Origin of the sequence: Sphingomonas radiodurans (assembly GCF_020866845.1) — a bacterium.
GTDB lineage: Bacteria > Pseudomonadota > Alphaproteobacteria > Sphingomonadales > Sphingomonadaceae > Sphingomonas > Sphingomonas radiodurans.
Genome location: NZ_CP086594.1, coordinates 1393234 through 1411843, shown reverse-complemented (window position 1 = coordinate 1411843; position 18610 = coordinate 1393234). Strand labels below are relative to the sequence as shown.

The following is an 18610-nucleotide window of genomic DNA, read 5'->3' as shown; positions in this document are numbered from 1 at the left end:
AGGTTGGTCCTCCAACCCTTCCCCCCAGCCCCACATGCGCGTATGGCGCGGGCCTCAAATGACCCCTGCAGCTCCCTTATTGCCGCCCGCCGACTGGCGGGATTTTCTCGCGCTCACCAAGCCGCGGGTGATGACACTCGTCGTGTACACCGCGCTGTGTGGCATGCTTGTGGCGCCAGTGTCGCTCCATCCCGTGCTCGGATTTACCGCAATCCTGTGTATCGCGGTTGCGGCCGGCGCGGCGGGTGCGCTGAACCAATGGTATGAGTCGGACATCGATGCGGTGATGAAGCGCACCGCGCAGCGTCCACTGCCAGCAGGGCGGATGGATCGGCAGGCGGCGCTGCACTTCGGCGTTGGGCTCGGGGTGTTTTCGGTCATCCTCATGGGGCTGGCGCTGAACATCGCGGCGGCGGCGATCCTCGCGATTTCGATCCTGTTCTACGTGCTGATCTATACCGTGTGGCTGAAGCGCCGCACGCCGCAGAACATCGTGATCGGTGGCGCGGCGGGTGCGTTTCCGCCGTTGATCGGCTGGGCCGCGGCGACGGGCCAATTGGCGCTATTGCCGGTGCTGCTGTTCCTGCTCGTCTTCTTGTGGACGCCGCCGCACTTCTGGGCGCTCGCGCTGTTCGTGAAGATCGATTACGCCAATGCCGGCGTGCCGATGCTGCCGGTAGTCGCCGGCGAGAAGGTGACGCGGCAACAGATCGGGCTCTACACGATCCCGATGGCATTCGTTGCGATTGCGCCTTGGCCGCTCGGGCTGGCTGGGCCAGTCTACGGCGCGGTGTCGATCCTTACGACGGGCTGGTTCGCGCTGCTGGCGCTACGCGTCGCGGTGCGCACGACCACCGATGGCGACAAAATGCTGCCGGAAAAGGCGCTATTCAAATATTCGATCCTATATCTGTTCGTGGTGTTCGGCGCGCTGGTCGTCGATCGATGGGTAGCATGATGAACAACGACCAAGACTTGATCCGGCAGCGTCAAAAAAGCCGTGCGCTCGTGATGGCGGCGCTGCTGGGCGCCTTCGTGATCCTGGTGTTCGCGATTTCGATCGTGAAGATCCAGCTGGGCATTGTGCACACGTGATCCGCGTCTTCTCGGGCAAGATGCGCACGGCGACGCTGGCCGTGCTCGGGATCTGCTTCATGACCGGCCTCGCGTTCGCCAGCGTGCCGCTCTATCGCCTGTTCTGCCAGGTCACCGGGCTGAACGGTACTACGCAGCGCGGGCTAGCGGCGCCGGGTGCGGTCGCGGGCGGGCAAGTGCAGGTCGATTTCGACGCCAATACCAACGCAAAGCTGCCGTGGCGCTTCGCCCCCGAACAGGCGAACCAGACGGTCGCGATCGGCGCGCGCTCGGTGGCTTTTTTCACCGCGACCAATAGCGCTGACAAGCCGATCACCGGCACCGCGACGTTCAACGTGACGCCGGCGCAGGCGGGGAAATATTTTACCAAGATCGAGTGTTTCTGCTTCACCCAGCAGACGCTGAAGCCCGGCGAGACGATGCGGATGCCGGTGATTTATTTCGTCGATCCCAAGATCCTCGACGACCCTGACGCACGCGACATCGACACGATCACGCTCAGCTATACGTTTTACCCGGTGGATTCCGGCAAAGCCTCAAGCTAAGCGGTCCCCGAACGCGTACCAACAGGGATAGCCAGATGGCCGGCGCCAAGAACCACCAATATCATATCCTTCCGCCCGATATCTGGCCGCTGGTCAGCTCCTTCTCGGCGCTGGCGATGGCCGCCGGCGGCATCATGTGGATGCACGGCGGGCATGTCGGCAAGCCTAACGGCGGCGGAATCCTGTTCTTCGCCGGGCTTTCCGCGGTGCTGCTGTGCATGTTCAGCTGGTGGCGCAACGTGATCAAGGAAGCTCATGCCGGCGATCATACGCCGGTGGTGCAGCTGCATTTCCGCTACGGCATGATCCTGTTCATCGCGTCCGAAGTGATGTTCTTCGTCGGCTGGTTCTGGGCGTTTTTCGATTTCGCGCTGTTCCCCGATGCGATCAGCTTCGTCGATGGTGCGGTTGAGCGGGCGACCGAAGGTGCGGCGCTGGTGGCGCAATGGCCGCCCAAGGGCCTCGAGGTGATCAATGCTTTCGAGCTGCCGCTGCTCAACACGCTGATCCTGCTGTGCTCGGGGACGACGGTGACATGGGCGCACCATTCGCTGATCCACAATCAGCGTGGCGGCGAAAAGCGCGGGCTATGGGGCTTGATCGGCGTGGGTGACCGCGACGGCGTGCTCAAGGGGCTGTGGCTGACGGTCGCGCTCGGCGCGGTGTTTACGGCGATCCAAGCGTATGAGTATGCGCACGCGCCGTTCCCGTTCAAGGGCAACAACTATGGCGCGTCGTTCTTCATGGCGACCGGCTTCCATGGCTTTCACGTGCTGGTCGGCACGATCTTCCTGATCGTCTGCCTCGTGCGCGCCTACAAGGGCGACTTTACGCCCAAGCAGCACTTCGGCTTCGAGGCGGCGGCCTGGTATTGGCACTTCGTCGACGTGGTGTGGCTGTTCCTGTTCGTCACCGTCTATGTCTGGGGCGGCTGGGGCGCGCCGATCCACGGGGGCTGATCCGAGTGACTGACACCCGTGGCTGACGAGCAGGGCGCGGCTTTAGGCGAGCCGCCCCCGCTCGCCTGCGGGTTGAAGGGGCTCTGCCCGCGCTGCGGCGCACCAACGCTGTTCGCGAGCTGGATTCGCTACGCCGAGCGGTGCAGCGCGTGCGGCCTCGATTTCTCCTCGTTCAACGTGGGTGACGGGCCGGCGGCGTTCCTAACGCTGATCCTGGGCACGATCATCGTGATCGGGGCCATCGCGCTGGAGCTTACGCTGTCGCCGCCCTTGTGGCTGCACATGCTGATCTGGACGCCGGTGTCGTTCGTCGGCGTCGTGGCGAGTCTTCGGATCGCGAAGGGCTGGCTGCTCGCGCTAGAGTATCGCAACCAAGCCGAAGAAGGGCGTCCGCGCCAGTGAGGCGGGTCCCGATTCTACCCACGATCGTGGCGGGCCTGGCGATCGCGGCGATGATCGCGCTTGGCCTTTGGCAGCTGCTGATCCGGCTGCCGGAGAAGGAAGCGCAGCTCGCCCAGCTCGCTGCCAACCCGTCTCGGCCGCCGATTGCCTTTCCGCGCGCGCCCGACGACAGCCTGCTGTTCCGCCGCAGCTTCGCAGAGTGCCGGCAGGTCGAGACGATCACGCGCGCTGGAGCGGGGGGTGCCGGATACCGACTAATCGCGGTGTGCCGTACCTCGGCCGGAGCGCCGCCAGTGCAAGTGCAGCTCGGCACCACGCCCGACCCGGCAAAGCAGGCGGCATGGACCGGGGGGCTGGTGAGCGGCTGGATCAGCCATGCGCCCGACGCGACGCCGCTCGGCGCGCGTTTCTTCACCCGCATACCCCGGCAAATGCTGCTGGTTGCAGATCGCTCGCCAGAAGGGCTAGCGCCGAACAGGCGACCGGACATCGGGCTCGTGCCGAACAACCACCTCGCCTACGCTGGCCAATGGTTCTTCTTCGCCGCCGTTGCCGCGGTAATCTACATGTTGGCGCTGCGTCGCCGAGTTCGGCCGCAAGGATCGGGGCGCGCCGCTCGCGGGTAATGCGCATTAGGGTCGGCGAAAGGATGCCGCCATGCCGTTTCAAATTTCCGGACTGCCCTATGCGACGTTTGCCGGTCTGTTCGCGCTCGACGAGGAAGCGCTCACCGCCCGCCACGCACGGCTGATGATCGACCAGCCGGGCGCGCCGTGCCGTGTCAGCCTGATCGATGCGAAGCCGGGTGAGCGCTTGCTGCTGATCAACCACGTCCATCAACCTGCAGCGACGCCTTATCGGGCGAGCCACGCGATCTTCGTGCGGGAGCAGGCAATCGAGGCGCGACCGGCACCGGGAGAGATCCCACCGGCGCTCGCCATGCGCCTCCTGTCGCTGCGGGCCTTCGACGCTAAAGGAAACATTCTCGATGCCGGCGTGGTCGAAGGCGCTGACGCAGCATCAACCATCGACGCGCTGTTGAATCTGCCGGGGGCGGCGTACCTCCACGCGCATTATGCGCGCTTTGGCTGCTACGCCGCGCGCGTGGACCGCATTGCTTGAACTGATCGCCCCGGATCACAAGGGGCGTGAGAACAGGGTCGCGGCGCTGCCCGCTGACGGATCGAAAACTGCTTCATGTTGTTAATGCATGGTTGTCGGCGTTAGGAGGGGGAGCGACCCCGCCAGTACGGTACAGGGCATCTGGATTCTAATTGATGGAAGAAGCTGCTCAGCTGCCGTTCGGCAATCACGGTCTCGATCGTATATTGCACGGCGGGCTGCCCGCACATCGCCTATATCTTCTGGAAGGCGCGCCCGGATCGGGGAAGACCACGCTCGGGCTGCAGTTCCTGCGCGAGAGCGTCCGGCGTGGCGAGAAAGCGCTCTACATCACGTTATCGGAAACGCGCGAAGAGCTGGCCGTCGTGGCGGCCTCGCACGGCTGGAGCATCGACGACTTCGATGTGTTCGAGCTCAACGCCGCCGAAGAAGTGCTGAGCGAAGGCCGACAGCAGTCAATTCTGTATCCCTGGGAGATGGAACTCAGCGAGACGATCCGACTGATCGAAGCCGAAGTTGAGCGTGTGCAGCCACGCCGGGTCGTGTTCGATAGCCTGTCCGAATTACGCCTGCTGGCGCAGGATTCGTTGCGCTACCGGCGGCAAGTGCTGGCGATGAAGCAGTTCTTCGCGGGGCGGAAAACGACTGTGCTGCTGGTGGACGATCTTACAGCCTCTAAGGAAGGTTCGGACACGCAGTTGCACAGCCTGTGTCACGGCGTCATCACGCTGGAGCGCTTGACGCTCGACTTCGGCGCTGCGCGCCGGCGCCTGCAGGTTCAGAAGCTGCGCGGCATCGACTTCGTTGCTGGCTTCCACGATTTCAACATCCGCAAGGGCGGTCTCGACATTTATCCGCGCCTGGTCGCGTCCGACCATCACGCCCCCTTCATTGGAGATCCGGTGGCGAGTGGTGTGGTCGAGATCGACCGTTTGCTCGGTGGTGGGCCGCTGCGCGGAACTTGCACGTTGGTCACGGGTCCTGCGGGAACGGGCAAGACCACCATCACATTGCAGTATCTTCACGCAGCCTGCGAGCGCGGCGAGCCATCCGTCATCTATGAATTCGACGAACGGATCGGCACGCTGCTGGCCAGGGCTGCTGCCTTCAACCTCGACCTCCAGAAGCACATCGACTCCGGCTGCCTCGTCGTCGAGCAGGTCGATCCGGCTGAACTGTCGCCGGGAGAGTTCACGCAGCGAGTGCGCGATCAGGTGGAAAGTCGCGGCGCGCGGATGATCGTGATCGACAGCCTCAACGGCTATCTCGCCGCGATGCCGCAGGAGCAGCAACTGATCCTGCAGCTCCACGAGCTCTTGTCGTACCTTAACCAGCAGGGAGTCGTGACCTTCATCGTCAACCCGCAGCAGGGCCTGTTGGGAACGATGCCGACCAATCTCAACATCTCCTACATCGCCGATGCGGTATTGCTGCTGCGCTTCTTCGAGGCGGAGGGCCGGATCCGCAAGGCGATCTCCGTGCTGAAAAACCGCGCTGGGCCGCATGAGGATGCGATTCGGGAATTCCGCATTGATGCAGAAGGCCTGCGCGTCGGCGAGCCGCTGGTGGCCTTCCGCGGCGTCCTGACCGGTACGCCTGAATATACCGGCGATCGGGCGCCGTTGATGGAAGACCGGTTCGTTGCCGAATAAGGACGCCGCCGAAGGCCGGAAGGTGCTCGTCGCCGCGCCCTACGGCCGGGACGCCGAGTCGGTCGTACGCCTGCTTCGCGAGCAGCATTATGATGCGCACGATTGCGCGGGGCTGGAAGCAGTTGCGGCGGCATTGGACGACGAGGTCGGCGTTGTCATGCTGACCGAAGAGGCGCTTGGCGCAGGGATCGATACGCTGCGGGCTCGGCTGGCGGCGCAGCCGAGTTGGTCGGACGTGCCGTTCATCCTGCTCGCCGCTCGCCAGCGTGGCGAGCGCAGCTCGTCGGATGCGTTGCGCGCAAAATTGCTCGATCTTACCGGCAACACGATCGTGCTCGAGCGGCCGCTCGGATTGGCATCACTGATCAGCGCTACCGCATCGGCGATGCGGGCACGACAGCGCCAGTTCGAAACGCGCGATCGTATGGTGGAGCTGGAGCGGAGTCGCGCCGCGCTGGCCGCGAGCGAAGCGGAACTGCGCGTTGTTGCGGATACCTTGCCGATGATCATCGGCTTCGTCGGTCGCGACGGTCGCTATCGCTTTGCCAACCGTGCCTATGAGGACTGGTTCTATCTTACGCCCAGCCAAGTTGTAGGGCGGCATGTGCGCGACGTGCTAGGTGAAGATGCCTTTGCCGTCCGAGAGGCCGAGATCACGCGCGCGCTTGCGGGAGAGCCGGTGCATATCGAACGCGCCATGCCCCACCGAGACGGCCGCCGGCGGGATGCCGAGATTCGGTATCTGCCGCGTCGCGCAGCGGACGGCACGGTCGATGGCTTTCATGTGTTCGCGATGGACATCACCGATCGCAAGAAGATCGAGGAGGAGCTTGCCCGGCGCGTGGCCGAGCGGACCGCGGAGCTTAAGGCCGAGATGGAGATCCGCTCGTCCGCCGAAGCGGCGCTTCGCCAGAGCCAGAAGATGGAGGCCGTCGGGCAGTTGACGGGCGGCATCGCGCACGACTTCAACAACATGTTGACCGGCGTGATCGGCGCGATGGACATCATGAAGCGGCGGTTGGCGAGTGGGCGGACCGACGATCTCGAACGCTTCATGGATGCAGCCGCCGTTTCGGCGCAGCGCGCCGCCGCGCTGACCGGACGGCTGCTCGCCTTCTCGCGGCGCCAGTCGCTCGATGCGAAGCCGGTCGACGTGAATGCGCTCGCGCTCGGGCTGGAGGATCTGCTGCAGCAATCGGTGCGCGAAAACATTGCGCTGCGGGTTGTGCCGAGCGACGGGCTGCCGCTCGCCGTCGCGGATACGAACCAGCTCGAGAATGCGCTGCTGAACCTGGTCATCAACGCGCGCGATGCGATGCCGAACGGCGGCCAGCTTACGATCGAGACCAGAGTCGCCGACCTGAGCGAGGACTATTCGGCCGTGCAGTCAGACGTGGCGCCGGGGCGATACGTCATCCTCGCGGTGTCAGACACCGGGGTCGGCATGCCGCCGGAGATGATCGAGAAGGTTTTCGAGCCATTCTTCTCCACCAAGCCGACCGGGCAGGGCACCGGGCTTGGCCTGTCGATGGTCTATGGATTCGCGCGCCAGTCAGGTGGGCACGTGCGGATCCATAGTGACGTCGGTGTCGGTACTTCAGTGAAGATCTACCTGCCGGTCGCCAACGGGGATGCGGCTGTGGCTGATCCCGCCGCCGAGGCGATCACGCATGAAGGTGGTGGCGAGACGGTGCTCCTGGTGGAGGACGATCCCTCGGTTCGTCTGCTGGTGCGTGAGGTGCTGGAGGAACTGCAGTACAAGACGCTCGAGGCGGGTGACGCGGACGCAGCGCTGCCGATCATCCGCTCGGGGCGGCGCATCGACCTGCTGGTGTCCGACGTGGGACTGCCGGGCATGAACGGCCGCCAGCTTGCGGAGATTGCGCGTGAGCATCGGCCCGAGCTGCCGGTGCTGTTCGTCACCGGCTATGCGGAGAATGCGGCGATCCGGGCGGACTTCCTGGGGACGCGCATGGGGATGATCACCAAGCCGTTCGCAATCGAAGCGCTGTCTGCCAAGATCGCGGAGATGATGGCGGCCTGACGCGCCCCGCGACGTTACGATCGCTCCGTACGCCCTACCACAAAGGTTCAGCGTGAGGTGCGATAGTCGCCAAAGCCCTTGTCGCGCGAATCGAGCGCCTTGGTGACGCTTTCGCGCACCTCGGCGAAGGTCGCCCGGCTCGTCTCAGTCGTCATCGCGAGCGCCTGGATCTCGGTGCCGGCGCGAATCGCGGCGCGCAGCCCCATGATCTCCATGCCGCGGTGGACCGAACGTTTGTTCATCGCCTGCACGTCGGTCGGCACGCGAGCCACGCGCGTCGCCATGGCCACGACCGCGGCGTCGAGTTCGTCAGCCGGGTAAGCGCGATTGGCGAAGCCGAGCCGAACGGCTTCGAGCCCGTCGATGGCGTCGCCGGTCAGCATCATCTCCATGGCCGCACGCATCCCGCACAGCCACGGGTGGAACTGATTGTCCGGCGGGCTCATCGTGCGCACCGGAGGGTAGCCGATCTGGGCATCCTCTGCGACGTAGACGAGGTCGCACGCCGTCGCGAGTTCCGATCCGCCGGCGAGGCACCAGCCGTGAACCTGTGCGATCACCGGCTTGGCGAGATCCCAGATGCGGAACGCGCCGTCGACCACGTGGCGGGGCCAATGCCCTGCGCCGGGTGCGGTGTGATAGGGGTAGGGCGCGCCCGTGCCGCCGCCGAGATCGTAACCGGCTGAGAAGCACGTGCCGGCGCCGCGCAGGATCGTGACGCGCAGGTCGCGATCACGGTCTGCTTCCTCGAGCAACGTGAACAGCCGCGCGCGCAACGCGTTCGATAGTGCGTTGCGCTTCGCGGGGCGGTTGAGCGTCAGCCGCTGCACGCCCTCGGCCGGCCGATCGACCAGCACCAAATCCTCATCCACCATCTTGTCTCTCCTTTCCACAACGCTTGCAGGAGTGCGAAGTTCGGTCAATACTGACACGCGTGATCAACTCACGGAGTGGCTATCTTTCGGCAAGTCATGGACGCGGCGGCGCTGCGTGAGGGTGCGGTCGAGGCGGTGGATATTGCCGGCTGGGCGATCGTGGTCGCGCGAGTCGATTTCGTCCCACGTGCGGCGATCAACCGCTGCACGCACGCAGCCGCAGCGTTTCTGCCGGGCGGACGCATTCGGCGCAGCGTGCTGATGTGCCCGGCGCATGGCGCGCGTTTCGATATACGCGACGGGCGGTGCATTGGCGGTCTCTACAAGCCGCTGCGGACCTTCGCCTGCCGCGAGGTGGATGGCTGGATCGAGATCGACGTGCCGGACGAGGCACCTGGATCGGACGAACGGCCGGTGACACGATAGGGGAGAGTGCAATGGAACTGGCAGGCAAGGTCGCACTAGTGACGGGCGCTGCGGCGGGGCTGGGCGCGGCGGCTGCGCGACGGCTGGCGGCGGAGGGTGCTGCGGTTGTCGTCACCGACGTCGATGAAGCGACTGGGCGGGCCGTCGCCGAGTCGCTGGATGGGTTGTTCGTGCCGCACGACGTGGCCGATGAAGCCGCTTGGGCGCGTGCGATCGAAGAGACCGAAGCGCGCCATGGGCGGCTCGACATTCTCGTGAACAATGCTGGCATCACGCTGATGGGCTCGATCGAGGAAATGAGCCTCGAAGGGTTTCGCCGGACGATCGACATCGACCTGATCGGCACGTTCCTGGGGTGCAAGGCAGCGCTACCGCTGATGAAGCGCGGCGGGGGTGGGTCGATCATCAACATCGCCTCGATTTCCGGGCTTCAGGCATCGGCGAACCTTGTGGCGTACAATGCCGCCAAGGCGGGCGTGACGCTGATGAGTAAATCGATCGCGATGCATTGTGCCACCACGCGCACCGGCATCCGCGTCAACACCATCCACCCAGGCGTGATCCGCACCGCGATGCTCGACAAAGTGATGGCGCAGGTGCCCGATCCCGACGCGTTGATGGCCGGCTTCGTCGCGGTCCATCCGATCGGTCATATCGGTGAGCCGGACGATATTGCCGAGATGGTGTTCTATCTCGCGTCCGATCGATCGAAGTTCGTTACGGGCGCCGCGATGGTCGTCGACGGTGGTGCTACGATCTGATTGCAAGCGTCTTCGTCAGAAGGTATAACGCGAACTATATTTATGTAGGAGAGCCGGCATGACCGCCATGCACAACGCCGATATCGCCCGAGTCATGCGTCACAGCGTGCAGCACGCGCGGGACAATACGTTCGAGCAGGTCGACGATGTTCTGAAGGTGCCGGCGAAAAATTACACCGACGATGGACGGTTCAAACTGGAAGTCGATCGCATCTTCCGTCGGCTGCCGCTGATGCTGGCGCCGTCGTGCGAGCTGCCCGAACCGGGCGATTTCAAGACGATGGAGGTCGCCGGCATTCCCGTCCTGCTGGCGCGCGGGCAGGACGGGGTGGTGCGCTCGTTCATCAACAGCTGTACCCACCGCGGCACGAACGTCGCCACCGAGCCAACTGGCAATGCCAAGAAGTTCGTGTGTCCGTATCACGGCTGGTCGTTCGGTCAGGAGGGCGAACTGCTTGCGATCGCCTCAAACGCCGATTTCGGGCGAGTCGACAAATCCTGCCTCAACCTGACGCCGTTGCCGGTTGCGGAGCGGGCCGGGCTGATCTTCGGCAGCGTCGATCCCAAGCTGAAGCTCGACATCGACGATTTCCTGTGCGGCTATGATTCGCTGCTCGAGCTGTTCAACTTCAAGGACTGGTATTTCTTCGACAGCCGGATGCTGCGGGGGCCGAACTGGAAGATCGCCTATGACGGCTACCTCGATTTCTACCATCTGCCGGTGCTGCATAAGAACACGCTCAACGCGAACGGCACGTTCGGCAATCGCGCGCATTACCATGCGTGGGGGCCGCACCAGCGGATGGTGGCGCCCGACCGTGCGGCGCGCGAGCTGAGCGCGATGCCCGAGGGCGAATGGCCAGATAATCTGGTGCTTAACGGCGTCTGGACGATCTTCCCGTGCATCTCGATCGCGAGCTTCGACGGCGGCGGACGCGGGGTGATGATCTCGCAGCTGCTGCCGGGCGACAAGGTTGGTGAGTCGTGGACGCGGCAGATGTATTTAATGGAGAAGAAGCCGACGGCGGAGCAGATCGAGGCCGCGCACGGGCAGTTCGCGTTCCTGAAGGTCGTCGTCGAGGACGAGGATTACGCCACCGGCCTGCGCCAGCAGCGCGCGCTGGATCATGGCACGCTGGAATATGTGCTATTCGGCCGCAACGAGGGCGGGGCGCAGGCTTTCCACACATGGACCGACCGGATCATCGCGGCGGATGACGACGAGTTGGTCGCGATGTTCGCACCCGCGCAGACGCAAGCGCAGGCGGCGGAATGATGGACGCGGCCGCGGTCGCGAACCTGCGGGCGCTGATGGGATACGAGGCGGCGCGCACGGCGCCGCCGCGTGACTTTCCGCGGCTGCCCGACGTGCCCGGCGGCCGCTACACCGACCCGCGTTTCCATGCGCTGGAACGCGAGCATGTCTGGCGCAAGAGCTGGCTGCTGGCCGCGCACATGGACGAGGTGCCGCAGCACGGCTGCTTCAAATTATGGGAGACTGCCGGTCAGCCGGTCGTGATCGTCCACGCAAGATCGGGCGAAATCAACGCCTTCTACAATACGTGCAGCCACCGTGGCGCGCCGGTGGTGACGCAGGAAAGTGGCCGGCGGGCGCGGATGACCTGCAAGTATCACGGCTGGGTTTATGACGACGAGGGCAAGCTCGTCTCGATCCGCGACGCCGAGGATTTCGACGGGCTCGACTTCTCGTGCCGGTCGCTGCGGCAGGTGCGGTGCGAGCGGTTCGGCAAGCTGATCTTCGTGACCTTCGATCCGGCGGCGCCGGCGCTTACGGATTGGCTGGGGCCGTTTGCCGAGGAATGGGCCGAATTCCAGTTCGATAACACGCGGCTGGTCGACCAGTACATCTGGGATCTCGACTGCAACTGGAAGATCGCGATGGAGGCGAACATGGAGGTGTACCATGTGCCCAACATCCATCCGACGACGGTGGCATTGGGGCTGGATCATCGCCGCAACGTCAACACGCTTTACCCGCATGGGCACGGCCGGATGGTCGCGCCGGGATGGGAAAACAAGGAAGGCGAGAATTATCGCGCGGCCAAGGTCGGGCAGTTCGAACGCCCTGAAATCAATACGGTAGGCGAGATCGGGCGGACCTGTACGCAGAGCTACAACCTGTTTCCCAACTGGGTTTCGCCGCTTGGGCCGACCGGATATTTCATCCTCAACTTCTGGCCGAACGGACCGACGAAATCGAAGCTGGAAGTGCGATGGTTCGGGCCCGATTGGGGCGAGGGACCGCGGCCGGCGTTCTGGGATGCGACCATTTCCTACCTCAACAGCGTGCTGGAGGAGGATACCGAGTTCGGCACCTGGATCCAGAAAAGCCAGGAAAGCTATGGGTTTACGGGTGTGCCGCTGAGCTATCAGGAAGCGCGCATCTACCATTGGCATCAAGCCGCCGACGCGCTGATCGGCGCCGAGAACATTCCGCCCGAGCTGCGGGTGGTGCCGGTGATCGGCGACGAATGGATCGCGCCGAACGATCCGCGGCTGGGTGAGATGGCGCTGCAGGAGGCGGCGGAATAGCGGGGGATTAGCAGGGGTTTTTGGGGGCAAACCCTATCCGACCGAGACGGTGTTGAAACGGTTGCGACACTCGAAAACCGGCGCTGGCGGGGAATCTCGTACGGTCAGAACACCGCGTTGATCAAACCGCCGTCGATGATGATGCTCTGACCTGTCACGAAGCTCGCATAGCGGCCGCACAGCATCGCGCAGAAGGCGCCGACGTCGGCCGGATCGCCGAACCGACCGGCGGGAATCCCGATCGTGTCGATGAAGTGGCGCTTCTCTTCCTCGAAGCTCGTGCCGCGCTTGGCGGCGCGTGCTTCCAGCATGTCGCGTGAGCCGGGGGTGTCGAACATGCCGGGCAGGACGCTGTTGATCGTGACATTGTCGCGGATCAGCCGCTTCGACACGGCGACTTGCCAATTGGCGAGTGCGGCGCGGGCGGGGCCGGAGAGGAGGCGCATCTCGTGCGGGTTCTTCGCGGCGCCAGTGCCGATGTTGACGATCCGCCCGAACTTGCGCTCGGCCATGCCATCAAGCACCAGCCGGGCGAGCTCGATCGGGCCGACGAGCGTCGCTTCGAGCGTTTCCATCCACTCCGCCGCCTCGACATCGCGATAGCCAGTAGTGGCGCGCGGCGGCGAGCAAGTGACGATCAGGATATCGGGCGCGGGGCAGGCGGCTAGGAGCGCGGCGCGGCCTTCCGCAGTGCCGTGATCGGCGACGACCGGCACCACCGACACACCGCTTTCGCCTGCGATCTCCTGCGCGGTTGCGTGGAGCCGGTCGGCGCCGCGCGCGGAGATCACGAGTGAGACGCCTTCGCGGGCCAGGGCGCGGGCGGCTTCCTTGCCCATGCCGGCGCTCGCCCCGGCGAGCAGCGCGGTCTTGCCGGATAGTCCGAGGTCCATGTTCGTCCCTTAGCCGTTGCTGTCGAGGAAGCGCCGTGTCGCGGTGAGGACGGCGCGGGCGCGGTCTACCGGATCGGGATGGCCATCGCGTAATGCTTTCGATCGCAGTTCGATGCTGAGTGGAAGGCCCGGCGACAGCGCGGTGTACAGGTCGCGCAGCGGGAGGACGCCCTCGCCGACGTGCAGGCGGTGATCGACGGCTTCCTCGATGATTGCGGCGCGATCCTCGGTGTCGAAGGCCAGCAGCCCGGCGTCGCAGAATTGCGCATAGGGGAGCCAAGCGCGGGGCAGCGCGGCGACGTCGGCGGGCGTGCCGCCGCTGCGCGCGAGGTGCAGCGGATCGATCAGGATCGCGGCGGCGGGGTGATCGACCGCGCGCAGGATCGCGCTGGCCTGCGCGATCGTCTTCACTTCGGTGAACAAGGCGAATTCGAGCGCGATGCGGATGTCTCCCGCCGCGTGCTCGCATAGCAGCCGCAGTTTGGCGGCCGTGGCGGCATCGTCGGGATCGGAGCTGACCACCAGGACATTGGCAGCGCCGAGCGTGCGGCCGATATCGACGACGCGGCGGTGGTGATCGTCGGGTGCGCCGGGCATCAGCCAGACGACTTCGACATCGAGCGCAGGCAGACCTTCGCCTGACAGGATCGCCTGCATTTCACGCGTGACCGCATCGGTCCACGTATCGCGATCGATCCAGACGCCGGTTGCGTCGTAACCGGCGGTGGCGGCGGCGCGGGCAGTGACCTGCGGCGAATGATCGGGGAGCACCCCGGCAGCGAGGGAAAGCATCGGCCCATTATGCAGCGCGTGATAAAGTTGTCGACCTCGAAAGCGATCACAGGCATTAGGGCGCCAAGGAGAGGGCATCGATGGAGCGAATCAACCGTCGTTGGGTGATCGCCGATCGGCCGGTGGGCCGTGACGTGACCGAAGCGGATTTCCGGCTAGAGCAAGGCGCGGCGCGCGCGCCGGGCGAGGGCGAAGTGCTGGTGCAGGTCGATCTGCTCGCGTTCGAGCCCGCGATGAAGGGCTGGATGGAGAATATCGGCGGCTATGTCGCGCGCACCGAGCTGGGTGACATGATGCGCGGCAGCGGGGTCGGCACGGTGATCGAGAGCGCCGCGCCGCGGCTGCCGGTGGGCACGAAGGTGCTCGGGCCGTTCGGATGGCAGGAATTTGCGACGCTGCCGGCCGAGTCGGTGCAGGCGCTGGATGGCGATATCCCGCCGTCGGCGCATCTCGGTGTGCTCGGCGTCGTGGGGCTGACGGCCTATTGTGGCTTGAAGCATGTCGCGCAGCCGTTTGCGGGCGACACGATGGTCGTGACGGGCGCTGCGGGCGGCGTCGGCGCGGTGGTGGTGCAATTGGCGAAGATTGCGGGCTGCCGGGTGATCGGGATCGCTGGCGGCGCGGAGAAGACGCGGCTGCTGATCGACGAACTGGGGGCGGATGCCGCGATCGATTATCGCAGCGCCGACCTTGGCGCGGAGCTGAAGCGGCTCGCGCCGGACGGCATCGACGTGGTGTGGGACAATGTCGGCGGCACGATCCTCAACACGATCCTGGCGCATCTGGCGTTGAACGCGCGCGTCGCGATCTGCGGCGGCATTTCGCGATCGAAGACGGGCGGGATGCCGGTGGGGCCGGAGAATTACTTCAACCTGGTGTTCAAGCGCGCGACGATGCGCGGCTTCATCCTGAACGATTACGAGGCCGATTTCCCGGTCGCGCGCGCGCGGCTGTCGCGCTGGCTGGCGGATGGGCGACTCGTGGCGCGCGAGGACGTGCAGCAGGGGTTCGAAAATGCGCCGCGTACGCTGATGCGGCTGTTTTCGGGCGCGAACGTCGGCAAGCAATTGCTGCGGCTGGGCGGCGACGCGTGACGGTCTACATGCAATCGACGCTGGAACTGCGCGCGAGCGATCGTGATGCCTTCCATGCGACGATGAAGGAATTGGTGGCGGTGGTGGAGGCCGAGGGCTGGCATCTCGTCACCGCGTTCGAGCAGATCACCGGGCGGCTGCACACTGCGATCGACATCTGGCGACTGCCCGATCTCGACGCCTATGCGCGCGGGCTGGCGGCGTTGCGCGGCCATGCCGGGTTCCCAGCGATGGCGCGGGTGCTCGCCGATGCGATCGAGCGCGAGACGGTCGTGCTCGGCATGCGCGCGGCGTGGGTGCCCGATGGGCGGTAGAATTTGCCTGGACACGCACGCGAGCGTGCGGTGCCGGAAAAGCGCAGCGCGTTTCCAAACGAACTGTTAGCCCTTTTCAAGTTTGCAGATTGTGTTAGTTTCTCTCATGGAGAGGGGCCGGAGATAGCCATGAACGTGCAGGTCAAGACTTTTCGATCCGATCGCCATCCTGCGGAAACGTATGAGGAGATCCTCGAGCGTGACACGCGCCCGATCCCCGAGCATCTGCGCGAAGGCCCGGTGCCCGACATCGGGACCGACCCGATCGCGGTGGATCGTTACATCGATCCCGCCTTTGCGCGGCTCGAGGAAAAGTATCTCTGGCCACGCATCTGGCAGATGGCGTGCCGCGAGGAAGAGATCCCCAACGCCGGCGATACGACGGTGTACGAGATCGCCGGCCGTTCGCTGCTGGTGACTCGGCAGGAAGACGGATCGATCCGCGCGTTCCACAATTCGTGCCTGCATCGTGGCCGCAAGCTGGCGACGCTGGGCGGGTGCAAGAACGAGTTCCGCTGCCCCTATCACGGCATCGCGTGGAACACCGACGGCAGCTTCAAGGACAATCCGATCGCCTGGGATTTCCCGCAGTGGGAAGGGAAGGACGTGTCGCTGCCCGAGGCGCAGGTGGGCACCTGGGCGGGCTTCGTGTTCATCAACATGGACCGCGATGCGGCGCCGCTCGACGAAGTGCTCGGCCCGATCAAGGAGCATTTCGCGCGCTACGCCAACGAGGAGCGGTACATCCATTTCCACGTGCAAAAGGTGGTGCCGTGCAACTGGAAGACCGCGGCCGAGGCGTTCATGGAAAGCCACCACGCGATCACCACGCACCCGCAATTGCTGCCGTACCTCGCCGACGTGAACAGCCAGTATGACGTGCTGTCGGATTATGTGACGCGGCAATTTTCGGCGCAGATGGTGCCGAGCCCGTACAACCAGCGCGATTACAGCGAGGACGAGATCGTCCAGGCGCTGCTGGGCGTCGGATCGCGCTCGGCGGCGGGCGCTGGCGCGTCGGCGGACGAGATGCGCGTGCCCGATGGCGAGACCGCGCGGACGTTCATGGCCGAAGTGACGCGCAAGACGCTGTCGGCGGAAGACGGCTACGATTATGCCGCGGCGTCGGATGCCGAGATGGTCGACGCGCTGCTCTACAACGTCTTCCCGCACATGAGCTTCTGGGCCGGATTTATGCCTAACCTGACGTATCGCTGGCGGCCTAACGGGCACGATCACACGACATCGATCATGGACATCTACATGATGAAGCGCGTGCCCAAGGGGAAGCCGCGGCCCAAGCCATCGCCGGTGTTCGAGATCGGCGTCGACGAAAGCATGGTCGAACTGGCACCAAAGAGCGGCATGTCGGCCGGGCTCGCGGCGGTGTTCGAACAGGACATGAGCAACCTGCCGCACGTGCAGACGGGCATGGAAGCATCCGAGATCGGCGTGCTGCACTTTGGCCGCTATGCCGAGATGCGCATCCGCAAGATGCACCACATGCTCGACAAGATCATCGCCGAGGGCATGGAAAAGGCCGCAGCCAAGGCGGGCTGAGCGTTTCGATTACTGGATGAGAGACGGCGGCGCCACTGAGCGCCGCCGCTGGGAGAGGTGCGCGTGGGAGAGGGTGGTATGACGACGCTATCCTTGCGCGCGGGGCCGTGGCGCCAATCGCCTCGCATCACGACTGCGGGTCGCTGAGTGGCCACTGTCACTGCACCTCCCGCGACCGCTGCCCCCGCGAGCGTTCCTGCCGGCGGCTTCTATCGCTGGTATGTCGTCGGGTTCCTTACGCTCGCCTCGACGGTGTCGATCATCGATCGCCAGATCCTGGCGCTGATGATCGGGCCGGTGAAGCGCGATCTGCAGGTGAGCGATACGATGATGGGGCTGCTCGGCGGCCTTGCCTTCACGCTCTTCTACACTGCGCTGACGCTGCCGATGGCGTGGCTGGCGGATCGCACCAATCGGCGGCGGATCATCGGGCTGGGGATCTTCTTCTGGAGCCTGGCGACGATGGCGTGCGGGATGGCGGGGCGGTTTTCGCATCTGTTCATCGCGCGCGCGACGGTGGGGATCGGCGAGGCGGCGCTGGCGCCGGCGGCGATATCGATGCTGTCGGACTATTTCGATCGCCACCGCCTGCCGCTGGCGATCGCGATCTTCGGGGCGGCGCCGTTCATTGGGGTGGGGCTGGCCAATCTGCTGGGCGGGATGGTGATCGCGAAACTGGAGGCGATGCCGGAGATCGTGCTGCCGCTGTTCGGGACGATGCGATCGTGGCAGGCGATGTTCGTGATCGTCGGCGCGCCGGGGGTGCTGCTCGCGATCGTGACGCTGACGGTGCGCGAGCCGAAGCGGATCGGGCGGATGGCGCAGGAGGCGGCCGCCGCGAAGGGCATGACGCTGCGCGAGGCGGCGACGTTCTTCGCGGGGCGGCGGCGGTTCCTGACGTATCATTTCATCGGCTTCACCGCGCTCGCGATGCAGGGCTGGGCGATCTTCTATTGGGTGATCGAATTCTTCCTGCGCGACCATGATGCCGAGCGGGCCACGGTAGGCTTCACCTTCGGGCTGATCGCGCTGGTGATCGGTACCGCGGGCGGGGTGTTCGCGGGGCAGCTTTCGGCGCGGATGATGCAGGCCGGGCGGCCTGATGCGACGTTGCGGCTGGTGCTGGCGTCGTCGATCGCGCTGATCCCGGTCGGCGTCGCGGCGTTCCTGGTGCCGAGTTACGCGCTGGCGATGGCGCTCGTCGGCGTCGCGATCTTCTTCATGGGCTGGCCCAATGGGCTGGGCACCGCGGCGCTGCAGTTCATCGTGCCCAACGAGCTGCGCGGGCAAGTGATGGCGCTGTATTACGTCGTCGTGAATTTCCTCAGCTACACGCTGGGGCCGCTGCTGGGTGGGCTGATCAGCGATCAGGTGTTCGGCGGGCAATCGCTGGGCAGCACGCTCGCGCTGATGGCGGCGGTGAATTACCCGGTCGCCGCCTTCTGCATCTGGCGCTGCCTTGCCCATTTCCGCACCGCGCTGACCGCCGCCGAAGCGTGGCAGGCCGATTAGGACAGGAGAGA

The 18610-nt window shown here is 65.1% G+C and carries 20 protein-coding genes; 17 read left to right on the top strand and 3 right to left on the bottom strand.

From position 1 onward, the window contains the following. Positions 1 to 58: 58 nt before the first annotated feature. The 9 genes from LLW23_RS06835 (at position 59) to LLW23_RS06795 (ending at position 7819) form a co-directional block, all read left to right on the top strand. A complete protein-coding gene (locus LLW23_RS06835) occupies positions 59 to 958 on the top strand; it encodes a heme o synthase (protein ID WP_228948014.1) in 900 nt (299 codons plus the stop codon). Continuing rightward, a complete protein-coding gene (locus tag LLW23_RS06830; RefSeq protein ID WP_228948013.1) occupies positions 955 to 1095 on the top strand; it encodes a hypothetical protein in 141 nt (46 codons plus the stop codon). The genes LLW23_RS06835 and LLW23_RS06830 overlap by 4 nt, the downstream gene beginning before the upstream one ends. Before the next feature lie 20 nt (positions 1096 to 1115). Then, entirely contained in the window at positions 1116 to 1640 is a 525-nt protein-coding gene (locus tag LLW23_RS06825; RefSeq protein WP_228948494.1) for a cytochrome c oxidase assembly protein, read from the top strand. Positions 1641 to 1675: 35 nt separating this feature from the next. Continuing rightward, on the top strand, positions 1676 to 2599 hold the full coding sequence (locus LLW23_RS06820; RefSeq protein ID WP_228948012.1) for a cytochrome c oxidase subunit 3: 924 nt from the start codon (positions 1676 to 1678) through the stop codon (positions 2597 to 2599). A gap of 18 nt (positions 2600 to 2617) precedes the next feature. After that, the gene (locus tag LLW23_RS06815) at positions 2618 to 3001 is read left to right on the top strand and encodes a DUF983 domain-containing protein (RefSeq protein WP_228948011.1); all 384 of its coding nucleotides are present in this window, start codon (positions 2618 to 2620) and stop codon (positions 2999 to 3001) included. Beyond that, positions 2998 to 3627 (top strand): SURF1 family protein, encoded by a 630-nt coding sequence (locus LLW23_RS06810; protein WP_228948010.1) that lies wholly within the window; start codon positions 2998 to 3000, stop codon positions 3625 to 3627. The genes LLW23_RS06815 and LLW23_RS06810 overlap by 4 nt, the downstream gene beginning before the upstream one ends. Positions 3628 to 3658: 31 nt before the next feature. Next, the gene (locus LLW23_RS06805) at positions 3659 to 4123 is read left to right on the top strand and encodes a DUF1203 domain-containing protein (protein WP_228948009.1); all 465 of its coding nucleotides are present in this window, start codon (positions 3659 to 3661) and stop codon (positions 4121 to 4123) included. Between the two features lie 206 nt (positions 4124 to 4329). Further along, positions 4330 to 5775 (top strand): ATPase domain-containing protein, encoded by a 1446-nt coding sequence (locus tag LLW23_RS06800; RefSeq protein WP_408642021.1) that lies wholly within the window; start codon positions 4330 to 4332, stop codon positions 5773 to 5775. Beyond that, positions 5765 to 7819, top strand: coding sequence for a hybrid sensor histidine kinase/response regulator (locus LLW23_RS06795; protein WP_228948007.1), 2055 nt, complete (start codon positions 5765 to 5767; stop codon positions 7817 to 7819). Before LLW23_RS06800 ends, LLW23_RS06795 begins: the two co-directional genes overlap by 11 nt. A 47-nt stretch (positions 7820 to 7866) precedes the next feature. Here the strand turns inward: LLW23_RS06795 and LLW23_RS06790 are convergent, their stop codons facing one another. Then, entirely contained in the window at positions 7867 to 8694 is an 828-nt protein-coding gene (locus tag LLW23_RS06790; RefSeq protein ID WP_228948006.1) for an enoyl-CoA hydratase-related protein, read from the bottom strand. Between the two features lie 75 nt (positions 8695 to 8769). Between LLW23_RS06790 and LLW23_RS06785 the strand changes: the two genes are divergently transcribed. The 4 genes from LLW23_RS06785 to LLW23_RS06770 are packed head-to-tail and all read left to right on the top strand — an operon-like array spanning position 8770 to position 12434. Next, positions 8770 to 9120 (top strand): Rieske (2Fe-2S) protein, encoded by a 351-nt coding sequence (locus LLW23_RS06785; RefSeq protein WP_228948005.1) that lies wholly within the window; start codon positions 8770 to 8772, stop codon positions 9118 to 9120. A gap of 11 nt (positions 9121 to 9131) precedes the next feature. Then, positions 9132 to 9881 carry a glucose 1-dehydrogenase gene (locus LLW23_RS06780; protein WP_228948004.1) on the top strand — a complete coding sequence of 250 codons (750 nt, stop codon included), beginning with the start codon at positions 9132 to 9134 and terminating at the stop codon, positions 9879 to 9881. Between the two features lie 58 nt (positions 9882 to 9939). Further along, positions 9940 to 11157 carry an aromatic ring-hydroxylating oxygenase subunit alpha gene (locus tag LLW23_RS06775; RefSeq protein WP_228948003.1) on the top strand — a complete coding sequence of 406 codons (1218 nt, stop codon included), beginning with the start codon at positions 9940 to 9942 and terminating at the stop codon, positions 11155 to 11157. Next, positions 11154 to 12434 (top strand): aromatic ring-hydroxylating oxygenase subunit alpha, encoded by a 1281-nt coding sequence (locus LLW23_RS06770; RefSeq protein ID WP_228948002.1) that lies wholly within the window; start codon positions 11154 to 11156, stop codon positions 12432 to 12434. Before LLW23_RS06775 ends, LLW23_RS06770 begins: the two co-directional genes overlap by 4 nt. A 104-nt stretch (positions 12435 to 12538) precedes the next feature. Here the strand turns inward: LLW23_RS06770 and LLW23_RS06765 are convergent, their stop codons facing one another. Together LLW23_RS06765 and LLW23_RS06760 are read right to left on the bottom strand one after the other, a co-directional pair. Next, positions 12539 to 13327, bottom strand: a complete 789-nt coding sequence (locus LLW23_RS06765) for an SDR family oxidoreductase (protein ID WP_228948001.1) — start codon at positions 13325 to 13327, stop codon at positions 12539 to 12541. Between the two features lie 9 nt (positions 13328 to 13336). Further along, positions 13337 to 14119 (bottom strand): sugar phosphate isomerase/epimerase family protein, encoded by a 783-nt coding sequence (locus LLW23_RS06760; protein ID WP_228948000.1) that lies wholly within the window; start codon positions 14117 to 14119, stop codon positions 13337 to 13339. Positions 14120 to 14199: 80 nt separating this feature from the next. Here LLW23_RS06760 and LLW23_RS06755 point away from each other — a divergent pair, with 80 nt between their 5' ends. From LLW23_RS06755 to LLW23_RS06740, 4 genes are all read left to right on the top strand, one after another. Next, positions 14200 to 15213 (top strand): NADP-dependent oxidoreductase, encoded by a 1014-nt coding sequence (locus LLW23_RS06755; protein WP_228947999.1) that lies wholly within the window; start codon positions 14200 to 14202, stop codon positions 15211 to 15213. Further along, a complete protein-coding gene (locus tag LLW23_RS06750) occupies positions 15210 to 15527 on the top strand; it encodes an NIPSNAP family protein (RefSeq protein ID WP_228947998.1) in 318 nt (105 codons plus the stop codon). The genes LLW23_RS06755 and LLW23_RS06750 overlap by 4 nt, the downstream gene beginning before the upstream one ends. A gap of 129 nt (positions 15528 to 15656) precedes the next feature. Beyond that, positions 15657 to 17087, top strand: a complete 1431-nt coding sequence (locus LLW23_RS06745) for an aromatic ring-hydroxylating oxygenase subunit alpha (RefSeq protein WP_228947997.1) — start codon at positions 15657 to 15659, stop codon at positions 17085 to 17087. A gap of 147 nt (positions 17088 to 17234) precedes the next feature. Then, entirely contained in the window at positions 17235 to 18599 is a 1365-nt protein-coding gene (locus LLW23_RS06740; RefSeq protein WP_228947996.1) for an MFS transporter, read from the top strand. Positions 18600 to 18610: the final 11 nt, after the last annotated feature.

Coding starts and splice junctions, on each gene's coding strand:
- LLW23_RS06780 (WP_228948004.1), top strand. CDS start 9,132: ATGGAACTGGCAGGCAAGGTCGCACTAGTGACGGGCGCTGCGGCGGGG.
- LLW23_RS06820 (WP_228948012.1), top strand. CDS start 1,676: ATGGCCGGCGCCAAGAACCACCAATATCATATCCTTCCGCCCGATATC.
- LLW23_RS06770 (WP_228948002.1), top strand. CDS start 11,154: ATGATGGACGCGGCCGCGGTCGCGAACCTGCGGGCGCTGATGGGATAC.
- LLW23_RS06790 (WP_228948006.1), bottom strand. CDS start 8,694: ATGGTGGATGAGGATTTGGTGCTGGTCGATCGGCCGGCCGAGGGCGTG.
- LLW23_RS06825 (WP_228948494.1), top strand. CDS start 1,116: ATGCGCACGGCGACGCTGGCCGTGCTCGGGATCTGCTTCATGACCGGC.
- LLW23_RS06755 (WP_228947999.1), top strand. CDS start 14,200: ATGGAGCGAATCAACCGTCGTTGGGTGATCGCCGATCGGCCGGTGGGC.
- LLW23_RS06745 (WP_228947997.1), top strand. CDS start 15,657: ATGAACGTGCAGGTCAAGACTTTTCGATCCGATCGCCATCCTGCGGAA.
- LLW23_RS06760 (WP_228948000.1), bottom strand. CDS start 14,119: ATGCTTTCCCTCGCTGCCGGGGTGCTCCCCGATCATTCGCCGCAGGTC.
- LLW23_RS06765 (WP_228948001.1), bottom strand. CDS start 13,327: ATGGACCTCGGACTATCCGGCAAGACCGCGCTGCTCGCCGGGGCGAGC.
- LLW23_RS06805 (WP_228948009.1), top strand. CDS start 3,659: ATGCCGTTTCAAATTTCCGGACTGCCCTATGCGACGTTTGCCGGTCTG.
- LLW23_RS06775 (WP_228948003.1), top strand. CDS start 9,940: ATGACCGCCATGCACAACGCCGATATCGCCCGAGTCATGCGTCACAGC.
- LLW23_RS06830 (WP_228948013.1), top strand. CDS start 955: ATGATGAACAACGACCAAGACTTGATCCGGCAGCGTCAAAAAAGCCGT.
- LLW23_RS06835 (WP_228948014.1), top strand. CDS start 59: ATGACCCCTGCAGCTCCCTTATTGCCGCCCGCCGACTGGCGGGATTTT.